The 24,725-nt window shown below is 67.5% G+C and carries 20 protein-coding genes; 10 read left to right on the top strand and 10 right to left on the bottom strand.

Features of this window, described 5'->3' with window-relative positions:
* Nucleotides 1–132: 132 nt before the first annotated feature.
* Nucleotides 133–1,119 (bottom strand): cell division protein ZapE, encoded by a 987-nt coding sequence (gene zapE, locus GV007_RS08295; RefSeq protein WP_160074154.1) that lies wholly within the window; start codon nucleotides 1,117–1,119, stop codon nucleotides 133–135.
* Between the two features lie 169 nt (nucleotides 1,120–1,288).
* On the opposite strand from zapE, the gene GV007_RS08300 reads away from it, so the two are divergent.
* The gene (locus tag GV007_RS08300) at nucleotides 1,289–1,732 is read left to right on the top strand and encodes a SufE family protein (RefSeq protein WP_160071848.1); all 444 of its coding nucleotides are present in this window, start codon (nucleotides 1,289–1,291) and stop codon (nucleotides 1,730–1,732) included.
* Here the strand turns inward: GV007_RS08300 and GV007_RS08305 are convergent.
* Entirely contained in the window at nucleotides 1,729–2,910 is a 1,182-nt protein-coding gene (locus GV007_RS08305; protein ID WP_160071849.1) for an alpha/beta hydrolase, read from the bottom strand. The two genes, GV007_RS08300 and GV007_RS08305, sit on opposite strands and share 4 nt — an antisense overlap.
* A gap of 104 nt (nucleotides 2,911–3,014) precedes the next feature.
* Here GV007_RS08305 and GV007_RS08310 point away from each other — a divergent pair, with 104 nt between their 5' ends.
* Genes GV007_RS08310 through GV007_RS08325 form a run of 4 tightly spaced genes read left to right on the top strand, consistent with a single transcriptional unit; the run spans nucleotide 3,015 to nucleotide 8,285 of the window.
* Nucleotides 3,015–3,620, top strand: coding sequence for a DUF3000 domain-containing protein (locus GV007_RS08310; RefSeq protein ID WP_160071850.1), 606 nt, complete (start codon nucleotides 3,015–3,017; stop codon nucleotides 3,618–3,620).
* Complete coding sequence (locus GV007_RS08315) at nucleotides 3,610–4,836, top strand: ribonuclease D (protein ID WP_160071851.1); 1,227 nt, start codon at nucleotides 3,610–3,612, stop codon at nucleotides 4,834–4,836. Before GV007_RS08310 ends, GV007_RS08315 begins: the two co-directional genes overlap by 11 nt.
* 60 nt (nucleotides 4,837–4,896) lie before the next feature.
* Nucleotides 4,897–6,138 carry a thiolase family protein gene (locus tag GV007_RS08320; protein ID WP_160071852.1) on the top strand — a complete coding sequence of 414 codons (1,242 nt, stop codon included), beginning with the start codon at nucleotides 4,897–4,899 and terminating at the stop codon, nucleotides 6,136–6,138.
* Between the two features lie 47 nt (nucleotides 6,139–6,185).
* Nucleotides 6,186–8,285 (top strand): 3-hydroxyacyl-CoA dehydrogenase NAD-binding domain-containing protein, encoded by a 2,100-nt coding sequence (locus GV007_RS08325; RefSeq protein ID WP_228503347.1) that lies wholly within the window; start codon nucleotides 6,186–6,188, stop codon nucleotides 8,283–8,285.
* Nucleotides 8,286–8,363: 78 nt separating this feature from the next.
* Here the strand turns inward: GV007_RS08325 and GV007_RS08330 are convergent, their stop codons facing one another.
* From GV007_RS08330 to dut, 5 genes are all read right to left on the bottom strand, one after another.
* A complete protein-coding gene (locus GV007_RS08330; RefSeq protein WP_160071854.1) occupies nucleotides 8,364–9,515 on the bottom strand; it encodes a glycerol dehydrogenase in 1,152 nt (383 codons plus the stop codon).
* A 153-nt stretch (nucleotides 9,516–9,668) separates the two neighbouring features.
* On the bottom strand, nucleotides 9,669–12,485 hold the full coding sequence (gene acnA, locus GV007_RS08335) for an aconitate hydratase AcnA (RefSeq protein ID WP_160071855.1): 2,817 nt from the start codon (nucleotides 12,483–12,485) through the stop codon (nucleotides 9,669–9,671).
* Between the two features lie 119 nt (nucleotides 12,486–12,604).
* Complete coding sequence (locus tag GV007_RS08340; protein WP_160071856.1) at nucleotides 12,605–13,354, bottom strand: DUF3159 domain-containing protein; 750 nt, start codon at nucleotides 13,352–13,354, stop codon at nucleotides 12,605–12,607.
* Nucleotides 13,351–14,106, bottom strand: a complete 756-nt coding sequence (locus tag GV007_RS08345) for a DUF3710 domain-containing protein (RefSeq protein WP_160071857.1) — start codon at nucleotides 14,104–14,106, stop codon at nucleotides 13,351–13,353. Before GV007_RS08345 ends, GV007_RS08340 begins: the two co-directional genes overlap by 4 nt.
* On the bottom strand, nucleotides 14,093–14,554 hold the full coding sequence (dut, locus tag GV007_RS08350; RefSeq protein WP_201297641.1) for a dUTP diphosphatase: 462 nt from the start codon (nucleotides 14,552–14,554) through the stop codon (nucleotides 14,093–14,095). The genes GV007_RS08345 and dut overlap by 14 nt, the downstream gene beginning before the upstream one ends.
* A gap of 75 nt (nucleotides 14,555–14,629) precedes the next feature.
* Between dut and GV007_RS08355 the strand changes: the two genes are divergently transcribed.
* Nucleotides 14,630–15,094, top strand: a complete 465-nt coding sequence (locus GV007_RS08355; RefSeq protein WP_104241347.1) for a DUF3093 domain-containing protein — start codon at nucleotides 14,630–14,632, stop codon at nucleotides 15,092–15,094.
* Between the two features lie 113 nt (nucleotides 15,095–15,207).
* Here GV007_RS08355 and GV007_RS08360 read toward each other — a convergent pair whose 3' ends face one another.
* A complete protein-coding gene (locus GV007_RS08360) occupies nucleotides 15,208–15,504 on the bottom strand; it encodes a DUF4193 domain-containing protein (protein ID WP_104241348.1) in 297 nt (98 codons plus the stop codon).
* Between the two features lie 214 nt (nucleotides 15,505–15,718).
* On the opposite strand from GV007_RS08360, the gene sepH reads away from it, so the two are divergent.
* Entirely contained in the window at nucleotides 15,719–16,819 is a 1,101-nt protein-coding gene (gene sepH / locus GV007_RS08365) for a septation protein SepH (protein ID WP_160071858.1), read from the top strand.
* A gap of 8 nt (nucleotides 16,820–16,827) precedes the next feature.
* On the opposite strand, the gene GV007_RS08370 is transcribed toward sepH, so the two are convergent.
* Nucleotides 16,828–17,976: an alkaline phosphatase family protein gene (locus GV007_RS08370; RefSeq protein WP_160071859.1), complete on the bottom strand. Its 1,149-nt coding sequence runs from the start codon at nucleotides 17,974–17,976 to the stop codon at nucleotides 16,828–16,830.
* Between the two features lie 52 nt (nucleotides 17,977–18,028).
* On the opposite strand from GV007_RS08370, the gene GV007_RS08375 reads away from it, so the two are divergent.
* The gene (locus tag GV007_RS08375; protein WP_236558421.1) at nucleotides 18,029–20,566 is read left to right on the top strand and encodes a DNA gyrase/topoisomerase IV subunit A; all 2,538 of its coding nucleotides are present in this window, start codon (nucleotides 18,029–18,031) and stop codon (nucleotides 20,564–20,566) included.
* Nucleotides 20,567–20,650: 84 nt separating this feature from the next.
* Here the strand turns inward: GV007_RS08375 and GV007_RS08380 are convergent, their stop codons facing one another.
* Nucleotides 20,651–22,750 (bottom strand): DNA gyrase/topoisomerase IV subunit B, encoded by a 2,100-nt coding sequence (locus GV007_RS08380; RefSeq protein WP_160071860.1) that lies wholly within the window; start codon nucleotides 22,748–22,750, stop codon nucleotides 20,651–20,653.
* Between the two features lie 220 nt (nucleotides 22,751–22,970).
* On the opposite strand from GV007_RS08380, the gene GV007_RS08385 reads away from it, so the two are divergent.
* Together GV007_RS08385 and GV007_RS08390 are read left to right on the top strand one after the other, a co-directional pair.
* A complete protein-coding gene (locus tag GV007_RS08385) occupies nucleotides 22,971–23,651 on the top strand; it encodes an alanine racemase C-terminal domain-containing protein (RefSeq protein WP_160071861.1) in 681 nt (226 codons plus the stop codon).
* On the top strand, nucleotides 23,648–24,700 hold the full coding sequence (locus GV007_RS08390) for an alanine racemase (protein WP_160071862.1): 1,053 nt from the start codon (nucleotides 23,648–23,650) through the stop codon (nucleotides 24,698–24,700). Before GV007_RS08385 ends, GV007_RS08390 begins: the two co-directional genes overlap by 4 nt.
* Nucleotides 24,701–24,725: the final 25 nt, after the last annotated feature.

Consider the following 24,725-nt stretch of genomic DNA (forward strand, 5'->3'; position numbering starts at 1 on the left):
TGAGTCTGCGCAAGGCGCGTGTCAGCAATGGGGCGGGACCGTTTCCATCATGTTTCGGAGCGGCCAGGCGTGTTACGAGTCTGTGTCGCGAGCGTCGATGCCCCACCGGAGGCGCGGCAGGAGACGCACCCGTCACACGGAGGCGGTCTGCTCCTGCGCGGTCGAGGCGATGAGCCTGGAGACGCAGCGCAGGTACTTCTTGCGGTAGCCGCCGTCGATCATTCCACCGCCGAAGATTCGGTCGAGGGCGAGACCAGATGCTGCGATGGGGATCTGCGCGTCATAGACGCGGTCGATGAAGGCGACGAAGCGGAGGGCCTCAGCCTGGTCGGTCAGCTCGTGCACATCGCGGAGGGCGAGGAGGTCGACGTCCTCGACGAGCCGGACGTACTTGGACGGATGCACGGTAGCGAGGTGCTGCACGAGATCGTCGAAGCCGTCGTACGCGACAGACCTGCCGTCGGCGACCGCGTCGTCCACCAGCGAGTCGAGGCGCTCCGGCGGCGTGACGGCGGCATGGCCGGACATGTCGCGGCGACGGTAGTCGGTTCCGTCGATGCGGAGAGTGTCGAAGACGCCAGCGAGCTTCGTGATCTCGCGGAGGAAGTCCGAGGCGGCGAAGCGCCCCTCGCCCAGTGCGTTCGGCGGGGTGTTGCTCGTCGCGGCGACGCTCGTACCCGAGTCGACGAGCTCACCCAGGAGTCTGGACATGACCATCGTGTCGCCCGGGTCGTCGAGCTCGAACTCATCGATGGCGATGAGGCTGGTTCCGCGCAGGGAACGGACGGCTTCGGCATAGCCGAGAGCGCCGACGAGCGCGGTGTACTCGATGAAGGTGCCGAAGTACTTGCGGCCAGGATGCGCGTGCCAGATCGAGGCGAGCAGGTGCGTCTTGCCGACGCCGAAGCCACCGTCGAGATAGATGCCGGGCTTGACCGGCGGTGCCTTCTTGAGGAACCCGAAGAGGCCCTTGCTCCCGGAAGCGGGGGCCGCCTTGACTCCCGCGAACCGCTCCCCCGCCTCGACGGCGGCGGCCTGGGATGGATACTCGGGATCGGGCCGGTAGGTGGCGAACTTGGCGGCGTCGAACTGCCTGGGAGGCACGAGGTCCTTCACCATCTCTGCCGCCGTGACGGTCGGTGAGAGTTCGGTCAGGTGCAGCAAGCGGCCTACGCCCACGGAGTCCTCGTACTTTCCAGTGAGTAATGCCCGGTGCGGGCTCCTGCAGATCCTACCGCCAGCCGCTCAGCTGCGCGTCGCCAGGGCACCTGCCCGGTACCGTGGTGGCATGCACGACGTCACGCTTCCGGAATCCCTCGATCTGCTCCGCGAGGAGCTGCTCGAGGTGTCGCCCCGTGATCGCCTCGAGCTCCTTGCCGAGATCGGTGCAGAGCTCCCCGGCGTCGACCCCGGCGACGCCGAGTCGTTCGAGCGCGTGATCGAGTGCCAGTCACCGGTCTTCTTCGACGTCTCACTGACGCCGGAGCGGCGTGTGCACCTGAGGATCTCAGTTCCACCCGGCGCGCCGATGACGCGGGGCTTCGCGGCTGCGCTCGTCCAGGGCGTGGATGGGCAGGAACCGGAGGCTCTCCTGCGACTCCCCGAGGACCTCCCGAGCGCTCTCGGTCTCACGGACCTGGTCTCGCCGCTGCGACGAAGCGGCATGGTTGCCCTTCAGGCGCGGGCGAAGCGCCAGCTGCTCGAGCGCCTCTCCGCGGCCGGACTCTCCTAGAAGGTCGCTAGCCACTCGTCCAGCGACTGCTCCCATCTTCCGCTGTCGACGTTCCAGAGCCGCGTATGCAGCGCTCGTTCGAACTCCCGATAGGTGACGAGGTCGGGGCGCCGCCTGGCGAGCTCGCGGCTCGCCTCGACCGGCACCACCGTGTCACCGCTCGAGTGGAAGAGCAGGATCGGCACCGTCAGCTCTGCGAGCCGATCGAGGATCTCCAGCTTCGAGAGCGGAATCGGCGCCTCCAGTCCGAGGAGCGGCCGGGCGAGCGGGCTGCCGATGAGCCAGATGCCGAGGGCGGTGACGAATCGAGGGAGCCGCATGGCCGACCCTTGATATCGAAGGATCGATCGCCAGCTCAACGCCGGAGACTCGAGGAAGATGCCCGCGATGAGCTCCCGGTGTCGCGCGTTGAGGGCCGCCTGCATCACCGTGCCCCCGCCCATCGACCAGCCGACGAGGATGATGCGCCGTGCACCCCTGGACACGGCCCAGTCCATCGCCGACTCGACATCGCGCCACTCCGTGGCTCCCAGACCGAACTTGCCGTCTGGCGAGGGCGGCGCCAGAGCGTCGTTGCGGTAGCTCACGACGAGCGAGTTCCAGCCTCGACCGCGGAAGAGCGGAACAGCGCGAAGGGGCTCCGTCATGACCGCGCCTCGACCGTGGACGTGGATCGCCCACGAGTCGCTGGCCTGGGCCGCGGGAATGAGCCAGGCTGGCATCGCACCGAGCGGCGTCTGCACATCCACCCAGCGCCAGGGCAGGTTGAGGTCTCGAACCCAGAGCTGCGGAGCAGATGCCAGACGCACGGACCGCACGCGCTCGAGCTGCGCACCCTGCTCGCCCCAGAAGCGCCTCGTCACGGTGCGCTCCGACTCGTCGACCACGGCACCCACGTTGGCGCGACCCGTCTCGGCCGCGAAGACGAGGCTGTAGTGCCCGGGAGCGGCCGTCTCCGGCGTGCGCGCGAGCGTGACGGTCCCCGCCTGCTTGTCGACGCCGAGCAGACGGACCGGATCCTTGCGGCGGCGCGGCGGGGTGACGACTGCGCGCGCGACCATGGTCGACGCGGTCGCGACGACGGCCCCGAGTCCCACGACGAGAGCGCCGAGCGAGGCTGCGGCGAGTTTCGTCGCCGACGACGACGACTCGGTTGAGGCACGTTTTGCGGCACACATCACGTCGATGATGACGCAACCCGGCCGTGAACACGCCGGACGGGCGACGTTCCGACACGGCGCGCCTGATCTGCGGAGCCGAGGGCCAGGCCTAGTCTCGTCGCGTGGTTGTCCCGTTGCATCGATCCGCCCCGGAGTTCGAGGCCGCCGTAGAGGCGGTCCGTGCGGCCGAGTTCCGCTCTGCCCTCACGGTGAGCGAGATCCGGCCCCCGGCGAACCTGGCCCCCGAGTCGCTCGCTCTCTCCGGAGACGTGCGACCTACTGCTCACGCGAGCGATTCCGAACTCGGAACCGGCAGGTTCATCCTGCTGCACGATGAGAGCGAGCCAGAAGCCTGGCGCGGCGCCTTCCGCGTCGTGTGCTTCGCACAGGCTCCCCTCGAACCCGAGATCGGCGTCGACCCCTTCCTCGCACCCGTTGCCTGGTCGTGGCTCATGGATGCCCTCGAGTCCAGAGGTGCGGCCTTCGAGCACCCGTCCGGCACGGCAACGACCATCAACGGTCGGGGCTTCGGCGAGCTCGAAGAGCAGGGCGAGGGTGCCCAGATCGAACTCCGAGCATCCTGGACTCCACGGGAGACGGACCTCGCGGCTCACGCCGAGGCCTGGGGCGAGCTGCTCTGTCTGCTGGCGGGCATGCCCCCGGAGACCGAGGCCGACGACGGGGTCCAGGTTCTTCAGCACTTGAGGAAGGCGAAAGATGGGGCTTGATGCCGACCGTCTGAAAGCTGGCGGACTGGAGGTGATCGAGACCGAAGCGCAGCTGCAGGCGGCACTCGATCGTCTCGCCGCCGGCACGGGACCCGTTGCTGTGGATGCGGAGCGCGCATCCGGATACCGATATTCCGAGCGCGCCTACCTGGTGCAGCTCTACCGGCGAGGGAGCGGCACGCTCCTCATCGATCCGATCGCGACGGGATCACTCGCGCGGCTGCAGGAGATCATCGGAGACGAGGAGTGGATCTTCCACGCCGCGACACAGGATCTTCCGTGCCTCCGCGAGCTCGACCTCGACCCGAGCCTCATCTTCGACACCGAGCTGGCCGCGAGGCTCCTGGGGTACGAGAGAGTCGGGCTCGGCGCCGTCATCGAGCGCCTGCTCGGCATCTCACTCGAGAAGGCGCACTCAGCGGCCGATTGGTCGACTCGCCCATTGCCGGAGACCTGGCTCGCGTACGCGGCGCTCGACGTGGAGCTGCTCATCGACGTCAGAGACCAGCTCCACCAGGAGCTCATCGACGCGGAGAAGCTCGATGCCGCCCGCGAGGAGTTCGCGGACATCCTCACTCGCGAGCTCGGGGTCAAGAAGCCCGACCCGTGGCGACGCATCGGCGGCATCAGCCGGCTTCGCAGCCCGCGGGCCCTCGCTGTGGCGAGGGAGCTCTGGCTCTCTCGCGACGATGCGGCGCGGACTACCGACACCGCTCCTGGCCGACTCTTCCCCGACCGAGCACTCGCAGCGGTCGCGACGGCCATGCCCCGCACTCGAGGCGAGCTGGCTCGTCTGAAGGAATTCACCGGACGCGCATCCCGAACCCAGCTCGATCGCTGGTGGGGTGCCGTCGAGCGCGGCCTCACGACCGAGGAGCTGCCTCCGCAGGCCCCACGAGACCCGGACCGGATGCCGCACCACCGCCAGTGGGAGCAGCGCTCCCCCGAGGCGGACCGCCGGCTCAAGCTCGCACGCGAGTTCCTCGTGGCCCACGCCGAGACTCTCCACATGCCCGTCGAGAACCTCCTGACTCCTGAGCTCCTGCGGCGAGCCGCCTGGGTCCCTCGCCAGCCTGTCTCCGCCGACGCCGTCGCGGAGCACCTGCGCGAGCTCGGCGCACGGGCCTGGCAGACCAGCGAGGTTGCACAGGGAATTGCCTCGGCTTTTGTAGAAGCTGACCAATTGACTTCCGGTCCGGACGACGAGGATTCGTAGCTTCACACGACGCATTGGCTTCCGATCAGGCGAGCATCCATAGGATGACCGAGTCAATAGATGCTTGGAGGCAGTGTGGCCAATCGAGAAGTGTTGTTCATCGACGGCGTTCGAACCCCATTCGGACGTGCGGGCGAGAAGGGCATGTACTGGAAGACCCGTGCGGATGACCTCGCAGTCAAGGCGATCAAGGGTCTCCTCGACCGGAACCCGCAGATCCCGCACGAACGCTACGACGACGTCGCCATCGCCGCGACAACCCAGCAGGGCGACCAGGGACTGACGCTCGGCCGATCCACGGCGATCCTCGCGGGACTTCCGAACACCGTTCCCGGCCTCGCCATCGACCGCATGTGCGCAGGTGCCATGACGGCCGTCACCACCATGGGGTCCGGCATCGGCTTTGGGGCCTACGACGTCACAATTGCCGGCGGCGTCGAGCACATGGGCAGGCACCCGCTCGGCATCGGCGCAGACCCCAACCCGCGCTTCGTCGCCGAGCAGCTCGTCAGCGGTGACGCCCTGAACATGGGCAAGACCGCCGAGCGACTCCACGATCGATTCCCGCAGCTCACGCGCGAACGCAGCGACCGCTACGCGATGCGCAGCCAGCAGAAGGCCGCTGCCGCCTACGAGAACGGCCAGCTGCAGCCGGACCTCATCCCCGTCGCCATCGAATCCGACGCCGGCTGGGGCCTCGCTACCCGCGACGAGACGCTCCGACCCGAGACGAACATGGCGACGCTCTCGACGCTGAAGACTCCATTCCGCCCGCACGGTCGCGTGACGGCCGGAAACGCCAGCGGACTCAACGACGGCGCGACCGCCGCGATCCTGGCCTCGAGCGCTGCCGCGAAGGAGTTCGGTCTCGCGCCGAAGATGCGCATGGTGACGTTCGCGTTCGCCGGAGTCCAGCCCGAGGTCATGGGTCTCGGGCCCGTGCCCTCGACCGAGAAGGCCCTCGACCGTGCCGGCATGACGATCGACGACATCGGACTCTTCGAGCTCAACGAAGCCTTCGCCGTCCAGGTGCTGTCGTTCCTCGACCACTACGGCATCGACGACGACGACCCCTCGGTCAACCCGTACGGCGGAGCCATTGCCATCGGCCACCCCCTCGCATCCTCCGGTGTTCGCCTCATGACACAGCTCGCGAAGCAGTTCGAGGAGCACCCGGAGGTCCGCTTCGGACTGACCGCGATGTGCGTCGGACTCGGACAGGGCGGCACGGTCATCTGGGAGAACCCGAACTGGAACGGCAAGTCGCACGCACGCCGAGGCTTCGGCAAGAAGGGACGCTGAGCACCATGGCAACCGATCTTCGAGCACGCTACGCTCCCCTGCTTGCAATGAGCACCGACGAGGTCGTGACGCACTCACTCGTCCGTGACGTCACACTGCCGAGCGGCCGCACGCTGGCCCTCATCACCCTCGACAACGGCCACGACTACACGCGCCCGAACACGCTCGGACCGGAGACCCTCGCCCAACTCGGCGAGGTCCTCTCCGGCCTGCGCGCTCGCGCCTCCTCCCATGACATCCACGCGGTTGCGATCACGGGCAAGCGATTCAACTTCGCAGCCGGAGCCGATCTCTCCAACGTGGGATCGATCCCGAGCCGAGAGGTCGCGCTCCTCCTCGCGAGGCTCGGACATGAGGTACTCGGCTCCCTCGGCAAGCTCGGCGTACCGAGCTTCACGTTCTACAACGGTCTCGCGCTCGGAGGCGGCGTCGAGATCGGGCTCAACTCCGACTACCGCACGGTCGACGCGACTGTTCCTGCGTTCGCCCTGCCCGAGACCTTCCTCGGTCTCGTTCCAGGCTGGGGAGGCGCGAGCATCCTCCCGAACCTCATCGGCATCGAGAACGCCCTCAAGGTCATCATCGAGAATCCGCTCAAGCAGAACAGGATGCTCAAGGGACCCCAGGTCGCGGAGCTCGGCATCGCCGACGCGATCTTCCCGAGCTTGAACTTCCTTGAGGACTCGCTGGCGTGGGCCGACAAGGTCATCGGCGGAGACATCGAGGTCAAGCGGCCGAATGCTCCCGGACGCCTCGAGCGCCTCGCGAAGTGGGATCTCGCGATCAGCATCGCGAGGAAGTCGCTCGAGGAGAAGCTCGGCACCGTCGCACTCGCTCCCTACCGGGCGCTCGAGCTGCTCAAGCTCGCGAAGGGCGACGACCGCGAGAAGGGCTTCCCCGCGGAAGACGAGGCCCTGGCCGACCTCATCTCCGGCGACCAGTTCGTGGCATCGATCTACGCCTTCAACCTCGTGCAGAAGCGCGCGAAGCGCCCCGCAGGAGCCCCGGACAAGGCGCTCGCTCGCCGCATCGACAAGGTCGGCGTCATCGGTGCCGGACTCATGGCGACACAGTTCGCGACGCTCTTCGTGCGTCGCCTCAAGGTCCCGGTCGTCATCACCGACCTCGACCAGGCCCGCGTCGACACGGGAGTCGCGGCCATTCGGCGCGAGCTCGAGAAGCTGCACGAGAAGGGGCGGATCGAGAGCGACGAATACGGCCGACTGATCGGCCTCGTCCACGGCACGACCGACCGGGGAGAGTTCGCGGACTGCGACTGGGTCATCGAGGCGGTCTTCGAGGAACTGGGCGTCAAGCAGCAGGTCTTCGCGGACTTCGAGAAGATCGTCGGACCGGAGACCGTTCTCGCTACGAACACCTCCTCGCTCTCGGTCGCGGAGATCGGCGCTCAGCTCGAACACCCGGAGCGCCTCGTGGGCTTCCATTTCTTCAACCCCGTGGCGCAGATGCCGCTCATCGAGGTCGTGCGGACCGACAGCACCGACGACGCGACGCTGGCGACGGCGATGGCAACCGCCAAGAATCTCAAGAAGACGGCCGTCATCACCAGGGATGCGCCAGGATTCGTCGTGAACCGCGTCCTCGCCAAGGTCCTGGGCGAGGCCATGAACGCGGTCGACACCGGCACCTCGTTCGAGACCGTGGACCACGCGCTCGACAGGATCGGCCTCCCGATGACACCGTTCGAGCTGCTCGAGCTGGTCGGGCTCAAGGTCGGCGCCCACGTGCTCGACACGCATCACAAGGCGTTCCCTGAGCGGTTCTTCGAGTCGGAGAACCTGCACAGGTTGGCCGACTACGGCAAGCTGTACGACCGCGACGGCAAGGGACGTGTGAAGGGCTTCGACAAGAAGGCCGTGCAGATCGTCGCCGGGGGCAAGACACCGATGACCGCCGCCTCGTTCGCGGACCGTGTCGAGGTCGGTCTCGCCGACGAGATCAAGCGGATGCTCGATGAGAAGGTCGTTGCGGCGCCCGAGGATATCGACCTGTGCCTCATCCTGGGTGCTGGCTACCCGTTCCAGGCAGGTGGCATCACGCCGTACCTCGACCGGGTCGGAGCCTCGCAGAAGGCGTTTGGAGGCACCTTCCACACGCCGCCCATCCGCGGAGCCGCGTCGCACTGATCGATCCTGCCAGCTGACGACGAAGGCGCCTCCTCCCCCGAAGCTCGGGTGAGGAGGCGCCTTCGTCGCGTGGCGTCGTCAGTGCTTGGCGTGGTACTTGACCGGCTCGGGGAGCCCGGCCTCAGCACGGATACGGCGCGAGAGCCGCTCGAGCGAGGTGAGCGCGGCGATGACATCGTCGGACGACACCGCGAACGGCATGTTGTGGATCGTCTCCCCCGCCACGGTCGCGGCCTCGGCGACGAGCCGCAACTCGTGCTTGTCGTCGGTGGAGAGCCCGATCTCCGTGAGCGTCGTCGGCAGTCCGAGCTTCGTGGTGAAGACGATGAAATCGCGGATCTCCTCCGCGGGCGCCCCTTCCAGGATGAGCTGAGCGATCGATCCGATGTTGACCTTCTCACCGTGCTGCAGGCCGTGCGTCTGCGGTGCGGCCGTCAGACCGTTGTGGATCGCGTGGGCGGCGGCGAGTCCACCGGATTCGAAGCCGAGCCCCGAGAGCAGCGTGTTCGCCTCGATGGCCCGCTCGAGAGCTGGCGTCACGACGCCGTCCTCGACGGCGTCGAGCGCGATCGCCGCGTTCTCCCAGAGGACGTCCCAGCTGAGCTTCGCGAGGGCCGTGCCGGTCTGCGTGGGCAGTCCGCCCGCCATCGTGCTCGCGTTGGAGCGGCTTGTCGCACGGGCCTCGAGCCACGTGGCCAGCGCATCGCCGAACCCCGCCACGAGGAACCGTGCGGGTGCATCCGCCACGAGCTGGGAGTCGATGAGCACGAGGTCAGGGTTGCGAGGGAAGAAGCGGTACTCCTCGAACTCCCCCGCCTCCGTGTAGATGACGGCGAGCGCCGAGGTCGGCGCGTCGGTGGATGCGACCGTGGGGACACTCACCCATCGGACGCCAGCGAGGTAGCCAGCGGCCTTCGCGGCGTCGATCGTGCTGCCCCCGCCGACGGCGACGATCACATCGCTGCCGCTCGCCTTGATGACCTCGACGATGCGATCGATCTCCCCCGAGGAGGCGACGCCATTGAAGCGCTCGCGCGGGACCTCGGCCTCTCCCCCCGTGAACGAGGTCGCGAGGCGCTCCCCGAGGAGGTCCCAGACGAAGTCGTCCGCGAGCAGCAGCGGGGTCGACCCGATCTGCGCGACGAACTCCCCGAGCCGTGCGAGCGCGCCCTTGCCCTGCACATAGCGGCCGGGGCTCAGTACGGTGCGGATGGGAATCTCAGTGCTCATGCGGAACTCCTTCGTCGTGGGAAATCGCTCCAACGGTATCGACCGGAGATGCATGCGCACAGCGACCGCTCTCAGCGAGTGAAAGCGCGAATCGTGTACGACGCCGAAGGGCGGAGCCTCTCGGCTCCGCCCTTCGGTTCTGCACTGCGCCTGCTACGCCGTGGCGAGTTGGCGGAGCACGTACTGCAGGATTCCGCCGTTGCGGTAGTAGTCGGCTTCACCTGGGGTGTCGATGCGAACGACAGCGTCGAACTCGATCGTCTGCTTGCCCTCGGGCGAGTCAGAGGTGGGCTCCGCGATGACGTGCACCGTCTTGGGCGTGAAGCCCTCGTTGAGCTGCTCGATGCCCTGGATCGAGATCGACTCCGTGCCATCGAGGCCGAGCGATGACCAGCTCTCGCCTGCCGGGAACTGCAGCGGGACGACACCCATGCCGATGAGGTTCGAGCGGTGGATGCGCTCGAAGCTCTCGACGATGACGGCGCGGACGCCGAGCAGGCTCGTGCCCTTGGCAGCCCAGTCGCGAGAAGAGCCGGAGCCGTACTCCTTGCCACCGAGGACGACCAGCGGCGTGCCGGACTCCGCGTAGTTCTGTGCGGCGTCGTAGATGAACGACTGCGGTCCATCGGGCTGCGTGAAGTCACGCGTGTAGCCGCCCTCGACGCCGTCGAGGAGCTGGTTCTTGAGACGGATGTTCGCGAACGTTCCACGGATCATGATCTCGTGGTTGCCGCGACGCGAGCCGTAGGAGTTGAAGTCCTTGCGACCGACGCCGTGCTCCGTCAGGTACTTTCCGGCGGGGCTGTCTGCCTTGATCGATCCAGCAGGGCTGATGTGGTCGGTCGTGACCGAGTCGCCCAGCTTGGCGAGCACTCGCGCGCTCTTGATGTCGGTGACCGGCGTGAGCTCCATGACCATGCCATCGAAGTACGGGGGCTTCCGGACGTACGTCGACTGGTCATCCCACTCGAACGTCGCGCCGGTGGGCGTGGGGAGCGAGCGCCAGCGCTCGTCGCCATCGAAGACCGCGCCGTACTCGCGCGTGAACATGTCCGTGTCGATCGACGTGTCGATCGTGGACTGCACCTCGTCTGCGGTCGGCCAGATCTCGCTGAGGAAGACGTCCTTCCCGTCCGAGTCCTTGCCGAGCGCCTGCGTCTCGAAGTCGAAGTCCATCGTTCCGGCAAGCGCGTAGGCGATGACCAGCGGCGGCGACGCCAGGTAGTTCATCTTCACGTCGGGGTTGATGCGACCCTCGAAGTTGCGGTTTCCGGAGAGAACGGCAGTGACGGCGAGGTCGTTGTCGTTGATCGCTTCGGAGATCTCCTCGTTGAGGGGACCCGAGTTGCCGATGCACGTCGTGCAGCCGTATCCGACCGTGTAGAAGCCGAGGGCCTCGAGCGAGTCGGTGAGTCCGGCCTTCTCGTAGTAGTTCGTGACGACCTTCGAGCCGGGGGCGAGCGTGGTCTTGACCCACGGCTTCGCCTTCAGGCCGCGCTCGCTCGCCTTCTTGGCGAGGAGGCCGGCCGCGAGCATGACCGAGGGGTTGGAGGTGTTGGTGCAGCTCGTGATGGCCGCGATGGCAACGGAGCCGTGGTCGATCGTGTAGCTCTGGCCATCCGCACCCTGCACCTGAACCGGCTTGCGGTCGTGCGAGAAGGTCGGCGCCGTCTGCTGCTCGCGGACGTCGGAGTCCTCGGAGGTCGGCGTGAGCTTGGCGGGGTCGGATGCCGGGAAGCTGTCCTCGCCGGCGACGTCGACGAGTCCGAAGTCTTCCGCCGTGTAGTCGTTGAGGTCGGCGCCGAACTGGCCCTTGGCCTTGGACAGCTCGATGCGGTCCTGCGGGCGACGGGGGCCGGCGATCGACGGGACGACGGTCGAGAGGTCGAGCTCGAGGTACTCCGAGTAGGAGAGCTCCTTGCTCGGGTCGTGCCAGAGGTGCTGCTCCTTGGCGTACGCCTCGACGAGCTTGACCTGCTCCTCGCTGCGGCCCGTGAGGCGCAGGTAGCTGAGGGTCTCGTCGTCGATCGGGAACATGGCGGCCGTCGAGCCGAACTCGGGGCTCATGTTGCCGATCGTGGCGCGGTTGGCGAGCGGCACTGCGCCGACGCCCTCGCCGTAGAACTCGACGAACTTGCCGACGACGCCGTGCTTGCGCAGGAGGTCGGTAATCGTGAGGACGACGTCGGTCGCGGTGACGCCCATGGGGATCTGGCCCTTGAGCTTGAAGCCGACGACCTTCGGGATGAGCATCGACACGGGCTGGCCGAGCATGGCCGCCTCTGCCTCGATGCCGCCGACGCCCCAGCCGAGCACGCCGAGTCCGTTGACCATCGTGGTGTGGGAGTCGGTGCCGACGAGGGTGTCCGGGTAGGCCTGCAGCACGCCGCCCACCTCGCGGACGAAGGTGACGCGCGCCAGGTACTCGATGTTGACCTGGTGGACGATGCCCGTTCCCGGGGGGACGACCTTGAAGTCTTCGAAGGCGGTCTGGCCCCAGCGGAGGAACTGGTAGCGCTCGCCGTTGCGCTGGTACTCGATCTCGACGTTGCGCTCGAGCGCGTCGGCCTGACCGAAGAGGTCGGCGATGACCGAGTGGTCGATGACGAGCTCAGCGGGCGCGAGCGGGTTGACCTTCTCGGGGTCACCGCCCAGCTGGGTCACGGCCTCGCGCATGGTGGCGAGGTCGACGATGCAGGGAACACCGGTGAAGTCCTGGAGGACGACACGCGCAGGCGAGAACTGGATCTCGGTGTCCGGGTCTGCCGAAGGCACCCACGAACCGAGCTTCTGGATCTGCTCTGCGGTCACATTCGCGCCGTCTTCGGTGCGGAGGAGGTTCTCGAGGAGAACCTTGAGGCTGAAGGGGAGTTTCTCGAACCCCTCAACCTTGTCGATGCGGAAGATCTCGTACTCGGTGCCGTCGACACTGAGCGTGTCTTTGGCTCCGAAGCTGTTGACTGCGGTCACGTCTCGGCTCCTTCTTTGCAACTCTGGGTGCGCGGCCCGCGCCCAGCAATCATCTCGCGTCTCGCCGTGGCTTGCCTCGAAGGTGATCCTGAGTTGATCGAGACGCTTTTATCTTGACATCAAGATACTTTACCTGGTTCACTCTGCGTTCCCGACCGTGACGCACTCAGGAGCGCCCGGACGAAGAGCACCGTCACGACGAGGACGACGGCATACATGGGGGTTCCCATGAGCAGTCGAGCGAGGCCGAGCGCCTCGACGTTGCCGGCGAAGTAGAGCGGCAGCTGCACGACGAGTCGCAGCGCGAAGAAGCCGACCCAGACGAGCGTTATGACGGACATCCACCGCAGCATCGCGCGGTCCTGGCGCCAGCTCGACCCCTGCCCGGTGATGAGCCCCGTGACCAGCCCGATGACGGGCCAGCGGACGAGGACCGAGACGAGCAGAGCCGCACCGTAGGCGGCGTTGGTGTAGAACCCGACGAGGTAGAAGTTCTCGCCTCTGCCCGTCGTCATAGCGAGGATGCCGGAGATCAGGAGCGCGACGAGGCCCGAGATCGCGGGCACGACGGGCTCCTTCTGCACTGCGCGGACCACGATGAACAGGAGACCGAGGACCGCCGGCGCGAGGACGGCGATCCACAGCTCGGTACCGAGGGTGAACAGCACGAGGAACACGATGCCAGGAAGGAGCGTCTCGATCAGGCCGCGCACGCCGCCCATGGCAGCGAGGAGCGACGCACCAGAAATGCCGCCCTCCGTGAGTCTGCCCAGCGACGACGACTTCGCGACGTCTTCCAGCTTGCGCCTGTTCGGCGCGTCGGCGGAGGGCTCCGCCTGCTCGGGCCGGTCGTCCTCGGGCAGCGTCATGCCTGCTCTGCCTCCCCGGATGCGGCGTCCTCGGTTGCCGTCTTCGACGTCGGGTCGGCCATTGCCTTGGGGACGACGAGCGTGAGGAGCTCGCGCGGAGGCAGCGGGGCTTCACCGCGGACGACGACGACGCTCCTGAACAGCTCCACGAGCTCGACACGGGTGGCCTCGTCGCGCAATGCCTTGCCCGTCAGGACGCCTCGGAGGAACCAGCGCGGACCATCGACGCCGAAGAAGCGCGCGGACCTGGTCTGGTTCGACGCGGCTCCCTTGATGACCACCGGGATCTTCGTGTCGAGGACGGGGCCGAGGATGCCCTCCACCTCTTCCGCCGTTCCGCCCTGCTTGCGGACCTGTTCTGCGAGCTGAGCCATGATCGAATGCCAGAGTCCGGTGGATCGAGGCGCAGCGAACGCCTGGATCTGCATGGTCGACTCCTTGTAGTCGAGGGCGACGGCGACGAGTCGCTTCGTCTTCTCCTCGACCTCGAGCCGGAGCCCGAGTCCTTCACGAGCCGGGATGCGCAGCGCGCCCAGGTCTACGTAGCGCTTCGCGGGGCTCGCCTCGGAGATGTCGAACGGTCCGCGGGTCTCGCGATCGTCAGGCGCGGACTTCGCATCCATGTCATCGTCGTCTTCGAGATCGACCGCGTCGTCGAGCTCTTCCTCTTCGATGCCCTCGTCGTCGACGGTGAGCTTGTCGGCCTTCTCAGGCTTCTCTTCTTCCTTCTTGAGGAAATCAAACAGTCCCATTGGGTGCCTCCTGGTCAGACGAATAGCCGGTGGAGCCGAAGCCGCCTTCTCCACGCTGCGAGGCGGAGAGCTGCTCGGTCTGGATGAAACGCACTGGCGCGAGCTGCATGACCACGAGCTGCGCGATCCGATCGCCTGCCGCGATGGCGTAGCTCTCGGACGAATCGGTGTTGAGCATGATCACCTTCACCTCACCCCGGTAGCCCGAGTCGATGGTGCCAGGCGCGTTGACGAGCGTGATGCCGTGCTTCGCGGCCAGCCCCGAGCGCGGCATCACGAAGCCGACGGTTCCCGCCGGAAGCTCGAGTCGAACCCCCGTGCCCACGACGGCGCGTTGGCCGGGGGCGAGAGTGACGGATTCGGTCGCGATCAGGTCGGCCCCGGCGTCGCCTGGCTGGGCGAACGTGGGGAGGACGCCCGAGACGGGCACATCTATGGCAATGCTCACCGTACGAGCCTAGCCGAGGCGTGACCGGATCGTGATCTGACAGCGGCGCACGACAAAGCGTGATGCAATATCTCCATGCCTGTCTTCCACGAGCGCTTGTGGCCAGCCGCCTGGGTGTACGCCGTCGGCTTCCTCATGGTGCCCGCCGTCATCCTCGTGTTCACGCCGATCAACTTCTGGATCGGCGCGGCCATCGCGGTGACGCTCTACGCCGCGTTCCTCACGCTCGTCCTGGCTTACTCGCCCATCATCGAGGTCACGGCGACCCAGGTCCGGGTCGCGGGCGCCCACGTGCCGCTGAGCTTCACAGGTCAGTGCCTCCCGCACACGACCCGTGAGCGTGCTCGTCTCGCCGCGGGTCCCCAGCTGGACCTGCGTGCATGGCTGTGCATCCGTGGCTGGATCCCGACCTCACTCACGATCGAGATCACCGACGACGCAGACCCAGTCCCCTACTGGCTGATCTCCACGCGTCGACCCACCGAGCTCGCGGCCGCCATCACCGAAGCCCGGGCTGTGAACAGACGTCAGACGAGCTGATGCGGAGAGACGCGCCGGTCGCACGACACTGAGCCGCGTTCCCCTGTCTCACCGACAAACGACCGAAGCCGCACCCCTCGGGATGCGGCTTCGGTCGTGTGCTCTGCCTACGATCAGGCGGTTGCGCAGTCGTGGCAGATCGGCCCGAGGGCCGAGCTCTTCTCGAGCTGCGAGCGGTGCTTGACGAGGAAGCACTCGACGCAGGTGAACTCGTCGGCCTGCGGCGGGATCACCACGGTCTCGAGTTCAACGTCTGCTAGGTCTGCCGCAGAGAGGTCGAAGCTGCCGGGGTTGTCCGCATCTTCGGCGTCAACGCTGCCGGAGAGACGATCCGGCACTCGCTCCTTCAGCGCCTCGATGGACTCTGCGTCATCGTCGGTCTTGCGAGGTGCGTCGTAGTCGGTCGCCATACCTATCCAAATCTCTTCAATGGGGGGGAACTCCCCCAGGCGCGGCAATTGTGCACGACTCAGGGGTGAAACTCAAACCGAAGTGAGCAGTGTTCGCGCGGAGCGAGATCGAATCCACGCCTGAGTTGGACGGCGCGCCCCGGGGCTCCCCGATTCCACCCTCGTCGCGTGTGATGCTGTGGCCCAGGAATCGGCAACGCCAAGGAGTACGAGCATGCATGAGCTCAGATTCATCGACCTGGATGAAGGTGCCCTCGTCGTGTCCGGAGATGACGGCCAGCGCTTCCGCGTCGTGATCGACGAAGCGCTCCGTGACGCGCTGCGCCCGCGCATCTCCACTCGCGTCGACGCGCCGAAGGTGCCTCCGCGCGCCATCCAGCAGCTCATCCGCGCCGGGAAGACCATCGACGAGGTCATTGAGCTCACGGGGGCAGCCCGTGAGGACGTGGTCCGCTTCGAGGGACCTGTTCGCGCCGAGCGCGACTACCTCGTGCGCCAGGCGCGCGCGGTCACCGTTCGATTGAAGACCGACACCGACCCCCTTGGCCAGGACGGAACGAGCTTCGGCGAGGTCATCGACGACCGCCTTGAGGCGTCCTCTGCTGCCGCAGTCATCTGGGATGCCTGGAAGGACGATGAAGAGGGCTGGAGAATCGGCCTGTCCTTCGCCGTCGACGAGATCTCACGGGAGGCGCTGTGGGGCTTCGAGCCGAAGACTCAGGCGCTCACCCCCCTGAACCCGACAGCGACGATGCTCTCGCAGCAGGGTGAACCCGCGTCGCTCGGCAGCCCGCGGCTCCGCGCCGTCATGGAGTCCCCGCAGCGTGAGCCCTCACCAGCTCCCTCCGTGGAGCCGGTGAGCAAGGAGCCGGTCTCCTGGATCGGTGCCGCGGCGTCGCGACTCGAGCGAGCGACCGAGCAGCAGCACCACGAGACGGCCGATCTCCTTGAGGCCCTCCGGCGGCGTCGCGGAGAGCGCGTCCCGCAGTCCTTCGAGGATGACGCCGAGGACGGCGACGACCAGGGCTCAGCGCAGGATGGTGACGATGATCAGTCGCCAGCGTCCGAGCAGACGCCCGTCAAGCTCTTCGCTCCCCGAGTTCGGGACGAGGACAGCTTCGAGACGGAGACCATCGAGCCGAGCGATCTCGGCTCAGGTGGGGTGCGGGCGGTCGACGTGCCGCTCGACGGACTCGATGACCCAAAGCACGAGGCGAACGAACCAGCACCGTCGAAGCACTCGCCGAAACGCTCAGGGCGCGCCGCGATGCCCAGCTGGGACGAGATCGTCTTCGGGACCCGCAGCGACGAGTAGGTGCGCGGCTAGCGGGTGAAGGCTCCGGCACGGATGAGCGGAACGATCGTCTCTTCCGGGGTGATCGATCCATGCTGTCCGACAACGAGCCTCGCACCTGACTGCATCGAGGTGGCGTAGAACGTGACTCCCTTCGTCGCCGCGACGACGACATCGCCGATGCGCTCGGCTGCGACGGGGTCGACGTTCGGGCCGTACCACCCCTCGGAGACCGCCTCCTGCCGCGTGACGATCGTGGCGCGTGCACCCTGGGATGCGGTCCACCTGTCGCGCAGTTCTCCCGCCGCGTCCGCCGGCGATCCCGGCTCGAGGTAGAGGTGGCGGAGCCGTGGCTCGCCGGCCATGGCGAGTACGCCGTCGAAGAGCGGGTCGTCGTCGTCGACATCGATCTGCCGATGCCTGGGGATGTCGATCATGCCGTGATCGGCGGTGACGAGGATGCCGGTGCCGGCATCTACTCCCCTGGCGAGTCCGTCGAAGGCCGCGTCGAGCTCCTCCAGGCGTGCCAGCCAGGCGTCCGACTCCCAGCCGTGGGCGTGCCCCGCCTGATCGAGCTCCGCGTTGTACAGGTAGATGAGCGCGCGCGGGTGGTCGTCGAGTGCCCGCAGCGTCACCTCGACCCGCTCCTGCATCGTGCCGCCCTCGAGGTAGAGGGCACCGCGAAGGGAGGCGTGCGTGAGGCCTGAGTCGCGGTATTGCGGCATACCCACGACGATGCTCTGCACTTCGGAGCCCCCGTCACGCAGCTCCTCGAAGATCGTGCGGCGCAGCTGCCAGGTCGCGGGGTCCATCCCGTCCCCCCAGCCCGAGAGCTGGTTGCGGATGACACCAGCAGCCCGGTCGAAGAGGGAGTAGCCGAGCAGCCCGTGCTCACCAGCTCGAGTCGCCGTCGTGAGCGAGGTGATCCCGGCGACGGTGGTCGATGGGAACGAGAAGGCGGTGTCCTTCTTGCGCCAGTCCGCCGTGAGGCGCCTGGCGTGCCCGGTGCGGGCGCGGAGCATCGAGGCTCCGAGCCCGTCGACGAGCATGACCACGACCGAGCGGGTCTCCGGCAGCCCGAGGGAACCGGTCTCACCCCGCAGAGAAGCGAGCGAATTCGGCAACACGTCGGAGAGCGTCGGGCGACCGCTCGCCGCGCTGAATAGCATGGACGACATCCGTCCCAGTCTCCCACAGGGGCGCCGAAGCACGACCCTCCCGACAGGTGACATGAGTACAACACGCAACGACAGCTCCGCTTCGATGAGCGAGCAGCGCATCGAGGACATCGACGTCTCGACAGAGATGCAGTCCTCATTCCTCGAGTACGCGTACTCGGTCATCTACGCGAGAGCGCTCCCGGATGCACGCGACGGCCTCAAGCCGGTCCAGCGGCGCATCCTCTACCAGATGGCTGAGATGGGGCTTCGACCCGACCGGGGGCACGTCAAGTCGGCGCGCGTCGTCGGCGAGGTCATGGGACGCCTCCACCCACACGGCGACACCGCTATCTACGATGCGCTCGTGCGCATGGCCCAGGGCTTCGTCCAGCGCGTGCCGACGATCGATGGGCACGGCAACTTCGGTTCGCTCGATGACGGCCCTGCAGCCCCGCGATATACGGAGGCGCGCCTCGATGCCGCCGCCCTCGCGCTCACCGCGGAGCTCGACGAGGACGTCGTCGACTTCGTGCCGAACTACGACAGCTCGACCACGCAGCCCGAGGTGCTTCCCGCGGCCTGGCCGCACCTTCTCGTCAACGGAGCGAGTGGCATCGCGGTGGGCATGGCCACGAACATGGCGCCGCACAACCTCGGAGAGGTGATCGCCGGGGCGTTGCACCTGCTCGAGAACCCCGGTGCGACGCTCGAGGAGATCATGCAGTTCATCCCGGGCCCGGACCTCCCGTCCGGCGCGCGGATCACGGGCCTCGATGGCATCCGGGATGCGTACGCGGGAGGTCGCGGATCGTTCCGGACGCGTGCCACCGCGAGTGTGGAACGCGTGACGGCCCGCAAATCGGGCATCGTCGTGACCGAGCTTCCCTACATGGTCGGCCCCGAGAAGGTCATCGAGAAGATCAAGGACGGCGTCCAAGCGAAGAAGCTCGCCGGCATCAGCGACGTCGCCGACCTCACCGACCGCAAGCACGGCCTGCGCCTCGTCATCGAGATCAAGACCGGATTCGACCCAGATGCCGTGCTCGAGCAGCTGTACCGGCACACGCCCCTCGAGGACATGTTCCACATCAACAACGTGGCGCTGGTCAACGGGGGTCCGCAGACGCTCGGGCTCATCGAGCTGCTCCGCGTGTACCTCGACCACCGCATCCAGGTGGTGCGGAGGCGAAGCGCCTTCCGGCTCGCGCGGAGGCTCGAGCGCCTGCACCTCGTCGAAGGCCTCCTCGTCGCGATCCTCGACATTGACGAGGTCATCCAGATCATCCGGTCGAGTGACGACGCCTCGGCGGCTGGCGAGCGACTGCGCATCGTCTTCGACCTCTCGGAGCTGCAGTCGGACTACATCCTGGAGCTGCGCCTGCGCCGCCTCACGAAGTTCTCGCGCATCGAGCTCGAGTCGGAGCGCGACCAGCTCAAGCAGGAGATCGCCGAGCTCGAGCGTCTGCTCGGCGACGAGAAGCTGCTGCGCGCGCGGGTCGGCACCGAGCTCCAGGAGACCAGCGATCGCTTCGCAACACCGCGACGCACGCTGCTCACCGAGGGTCAGGGCGCCCCGCCGAAGCGCGGCAAGGCGGTCGAGACCACGCAGCTGCAGCTCGCGGACTCGCCCACCCAGGTGCTGCTCTCGACCACGGGGCGGCTCCTCAGGGTCGACACGGCCGACGCCGATGCGCGCCTCCAGCAGCCGTCGCGGCGCAGCAAGCACGACGCTGTGCGCTCCCACGTCACCACGACGGTCCAAGGCGAGCTCGGCGCTGTCACGAACCTCGGGCGGCTGATCCGCGTACCCGTCGTAGCCCTCCCCTCCAGCCCCCAGGGGTCGGTGCTGCTCTCCGCCGGAGTCAAGGCACACGACTTCATCGGGCTCACGAGCCCCAAGGAGCAGGTCGTCGCGCTCGTGCCCATAGACCAGGAGACGCCGATTGCGCTTGGGACGAAGCTGGGCGTCGTCAAGCGGGTGACGGGCATCGACTTCGGCAAGAACCGTGAGCTCGAGATCATGACGCTCAAGGCAGGGGACGAGGTCGTCGGAGCCGCGCTCGCGTCAGACGAGGATGAGCTCGTCTTCGTGACCGATGACGCGCAGCTGCTGCGCTTCTCCGGGAAGCTCGTTCGTCCGCAGGGCCGTTCCGCTGCCGGCATGGCCGGCATGAAGGTCTCCGAGGGCGCCGTGGTCCTCGCGTTCTCCGTCGTCGCGGCCGCCAACGTCGAGATCTGCGAGGTCGCGAGCGTTGCGCGCAACGAGGACGCCCTCGAGGGCACCGACTCGGGCACGGCGAAGGTCTCCAGCCTCAGCGAGTTCCCGGCGAAGGGACGCGCGACCGGCGGGGTCCGGGCCCAGCGGCTCCTGCGCGGGGAGCGACGCCTCAGCGCTGCCTGGGTCGGCCCGGGCGCCCCGTTCGGCAACGCGCGTGACGGTGCGATCCGCGCCCTCCCGACGGGCGGCGCGAAGCGCGACGCGTCTGGCACGCCACTCGACCAGGTCGTCGACCTCATCGGACGCGGCATCGGAGACCCGACGCCGGTCGCCGACGCCGCCGACGCGTCGTCAGCCCAGAGCAGCCCCGAGACACCGGCGACAGACTGAGCTGCTGCGCGCAGTATGCATGAGGCCGGCCCCGATCGGGTGCCGGCCTCTTGCTCACGGCGTCCTGGCCGCCGAGACGTGCAGCTAGACGTCGATGTCCGCCCGAGCCACCTGCTCGGATCCTTCGATGATGAACTCCTTGCGAGGTGCGACCTCGCTGCCCATGAGCAGATCGAAGACCCGCTCGGCGTTGTGCGCGTCCGCGTTCGTGACGCGCCTGAGCAGGCGCGCGCTCGGGTCCATGGTCGTGTTCCAGAGCTGGTCCTCGTCCATCTCGCCGAGGCCCTTGTAGCGCTGGATCGGGTCCTGGTACCGCTTGCCCTGCTTCTCGAGCTTCGAGAGCAGCGTGTGCAGTTCCTTCTCCGAGTAGGTGTAGACCGTCTCGTTGGGCTTCCTGCCCGCATGCATGATGACCACCCTGTGCAGGGGCGGAACGGCCGCGAAGACGCGACCCGCGTCGAGCATGGGCCTCATGTAGCGGAAGAAGAGGGTGAGCAGCAGCGTCCTGATGTGCGCGCCGTCGACGTCGGCGTCGCTCATCAGGATGACCTTGCCGTAGCGAGCCTGGCCGATGTCGAAGCTGCGTCCCGACCCGGCACCGACAACCTGGATGATCGACGCGCACTCCGAGTTGGAGAGCATGTCGGAGACTGAGGCCTTCTGCACGTTGAGGATCTTGCCGCGGATGGGGAGCAGCGCCTGGAACTCCGAATTCCTCGCCGGCTTCGCGGTGCCGAGCGCGGAGTCACCCTCGACGATGAAGAGCTCGCTCTGCGCGACATCGTTCGATCGGCAGTCGACGAGCTTCGTCGGCAGTGAGGAGCTCTCGAGTGCGTTCTTGCGTCGCTGCGTCTCCTTGTGGGCGCGAGCGGAGAGGCGTGACTTCATCTCCTGCACGACCTTGTCGAGCAGGAGGTTGGACTCGGCCTTGTCCTGGCGCTTGGTCGACGAGAACTTCTCGGTCAGGCCTGCTGTTACGGCCTTCTGGACGATCGCCCTGGCCGCTGGCGTTCCCAGGACCTCCTTCGTCTGCCCCTCGAACTGGGGCTCCGGGATGCGGACCGTCACGACGGCAGTCAGGCCCGCCAGGACGTCGTCCTTGTCGAGCTTGTCGTTGCCGACCTTGAGGCGCCGCGCGTTCTTCTCCACTTCGGCGCGGAAGAACCGGAGCATCCCCTGCTCGAACCCGGCGAGGTGAGATCCGCCCTTGGGCGTCGAGATGATGTTCACGAAGCTCTTCACGGTGGTCTCGTAGCCGGTGCCCCAGCGCAGCGCGAGATCGACGTGCATCGTGCGCGCGACTTCCTTCGTCACGAGCTGAAGGCCCTCGTCGTCGAGCACCGGGATGGTCTCCGTGAACTCCCCGCTCCCCTCGATGCGCCAGGTGTCGGTCGTCGGAGCGTCCGGTGCCAGGAAGTCGGCGAATTCCGTGATCCCGCCGTCGAAGCGGAACTGCTGCGTCGTGGGCGCGACCGAATCGTCGCGGGCGTCCTCGATGACCATCTCGAGGCCCGGCACCAGGAACGCCGTCTGCCTCGCGCGCTCGGCGAGGTCGTTGGTCTGGAAGCTTGCCTCGCGGATGAACACCTGCGGGTCAGCCCAGTAGCGAACCCGCGTGCCGGTGACGCCGCGCTTCGCCTTGCCGACGACGCGGAGCTCGCTCGTGTCGGTGAAGGGGACGAAGTTCGACGTCGGGCTGGGCCCGCCGGCACCATCCTCGAAGATGCCGGGCTCGCCGCGGCGGAAGCTCATCGCGTAGGTCTTCCCACCCCGGTCGACCTCGACGTCGAGGCGCGCGGAGAGCGCGTTCACGACCGAGGCGCCGACACCGTGGAGGCCTCCCGCCGACCCGTAGTTGCTCGCACCGAACTTGCCACCCGCGTGGAGCTTCGTGAAGACGACCTCGACGCCGCTGAGACCGGTCTTCGGCTCGATGTCGACGGGGACGCCTCGCCCGTCGTCATCGACGCTGACGGATCCGTCGCTGTGCAGCTGGACTCGGATGCGTGAGCCGTGACCGGCAAGAGCCTCATCGACTGAGTTGTCGATGATCTCCCACAGGCAGTGCATGAGGCCACGCGAGTCGGTCGAGCCGATGTACATGCCCGGCCGTTTCCGGACCGCATCGAGCCCGTCGAGCACCGAGAGGTGTCTGGCTGAGTATGCGTCTCCGGAATTCGCCACCGAGGTCCTCGTCCTTCTTCTGCGTCATCGTGCCTGTGATCTCGGCCCAACCGCGTTCAGCGGCAGGCCACCTTCGAGCGTAGACCGGATGCGGGCTTTCTCGCGGCTCCCACACCACAGCGCCCCCCACGCGCGCCTCAGCGGCCCCCGGAACCGCCGGTGCTAGCCTGACCACGCCAGCGACGACCAGAGAGGGCACAACGTGCAGACTCCCGAGCCGGTGCGCAGACGCATCCACATCGACCTCCGCGCGATCCGCGAGAACTCGACCCGACTCCTCGGTTCGGAGACGGCGAGCTACGCCGACCTGCGCGCCGACGCCTACGGCCATGGTGCGCTCCGCGTCGCTGAAGCACTCGACGGCGAGGGATACGACGGCTTCATCGTCTCCCCTGGGCTCGACCGCGCCTCCCTGTCGCATCTGAGCACGAAGCTGCTCGACGCGGACTCCGTGAACTCCGACAGGATCACGGGCGGCTCCCTGTTCGGGCTCACCGATCGCGCCTACCGGCCCGCGATGCGCGTGAGCGCGGAGATCCTGGCCGTGAAGGATGTCGGAGCCGGCGAGGGCGTGTCCTACGGGTACAGCTACGTCACGACGGAGGCGACGCAGCTCGCACTCGTCGGCGTCGGCTACGCCCACGGGGTCGTCCGCCGCGCCTCGAACACCGCGTCTGTGCTCATCGGCGGGAAGACGCGCACCATCGTCGGCGCCATCTCGATGGACCAGTTCTCCGTCGACCTGCTCGGCGCAGAAGCGCAGCCAGGCGAGCTGGCGACCCTCTTCGGCGACCCGGCCGTCGGCGAGCCGAGCATCCTCGACTGGCAACATGCGACCGGCCTGAGAGCTGCAGCCATCGCGAGCCGGATGAGTTCCCGATTCGAACGGAGCTACACATGAGCCGCGCAACGGCGCACGTCGATCTCGAGGCCATCAGCCACAACATCCGCGCCTTGCAGAAGCTCGCCTGCGGCTCGCAGTTCATGCTGGCCGTCAAGTCGAACGCCTATGGGCACGGCCTCCACGAGGTCGTGCGCACGGGGCTGGAAGCTGGGGTCTCGTCGTTCGGCGTTCTGGAGTCGACCGCTGGCATCGACCTTCGCGCTGCAGGCGTGGAGGTCCCCCTCTTCGCGTGGATGCATGGCCAGGACACCGACTTCGCGGCCGCGGCAGAAGCGCGAGTCGACCTCGGCGTGCAGACGTTCTGGCAGCTGGAGGCGATTGCGGCGAGCGGCGCGGCGCGCACGCCGCGAGTCCACCTCAAGATCGATACCGGCCTGCACCGCGGGGGCGCCGACCAGCCACGCTGGGCCGAGTTCGTCACCGAGGCGCTCAGGCTGCAGTCGCTCGGCAAGCTCGAGGTCGTCGCCGCGTGGAGCCATCTCTCTGACACCTCGCACAGTGCCGACCTCGCGTCGGCGGCTCTGTTCGAGGCGGCCGTCGAGGAAGCCAGAAGCCTTGGCGCGGAGTTCGAGCTGCTCCATCTCGGAGCCAGCGCGGCCGTCATCGATCTTCCTGAGGCGCACTTCGACCTCGTGAGGGTCGGCATCGCCGCCTACGGCATCTCGCCGTTCGGCGATCGAAGTGCTGCGGACCTCGGGCTGAGGCCGGCCATGCAGCTGCGAGCCCCAGTCCTGGATGCACGCCACGGGCTGGCGAGCATCGCCGTGGGCTTCGGTGACGGGATCCAGTCCGACCCAGACTCAGGCGCCTACATGGTTGTCGACGGGCACGTCGCACCGGTCGTCGAGGTGGGCGTCGACGAGACGGTCGTCGCGCTCCCGAGCGATGCAGATGGCATCTCGGCGGGCGCACCGTGCCTCGTCTTCGGCGACGGCTCGCAGGGAGAGGCGACCGCGGAGCAATGGGCAGTGTGGGGCGACACTGTCGGCGACGAGATCGTGACGGGACTCACCTCCCGGGTCCCACGGAGCTTCAGCCGCCGCTGAGCGACGCGCTGGCATGCGATGAAGC

It is taken from the genome of Pseudoclavibacter sp. 8L (assembly GCF_902506465.1).
GTDB lineage: Bacteria > Actinomycetota > Actinomycetes > Actinomycetales > Microbacteriaceae > Pseudoclavibacter.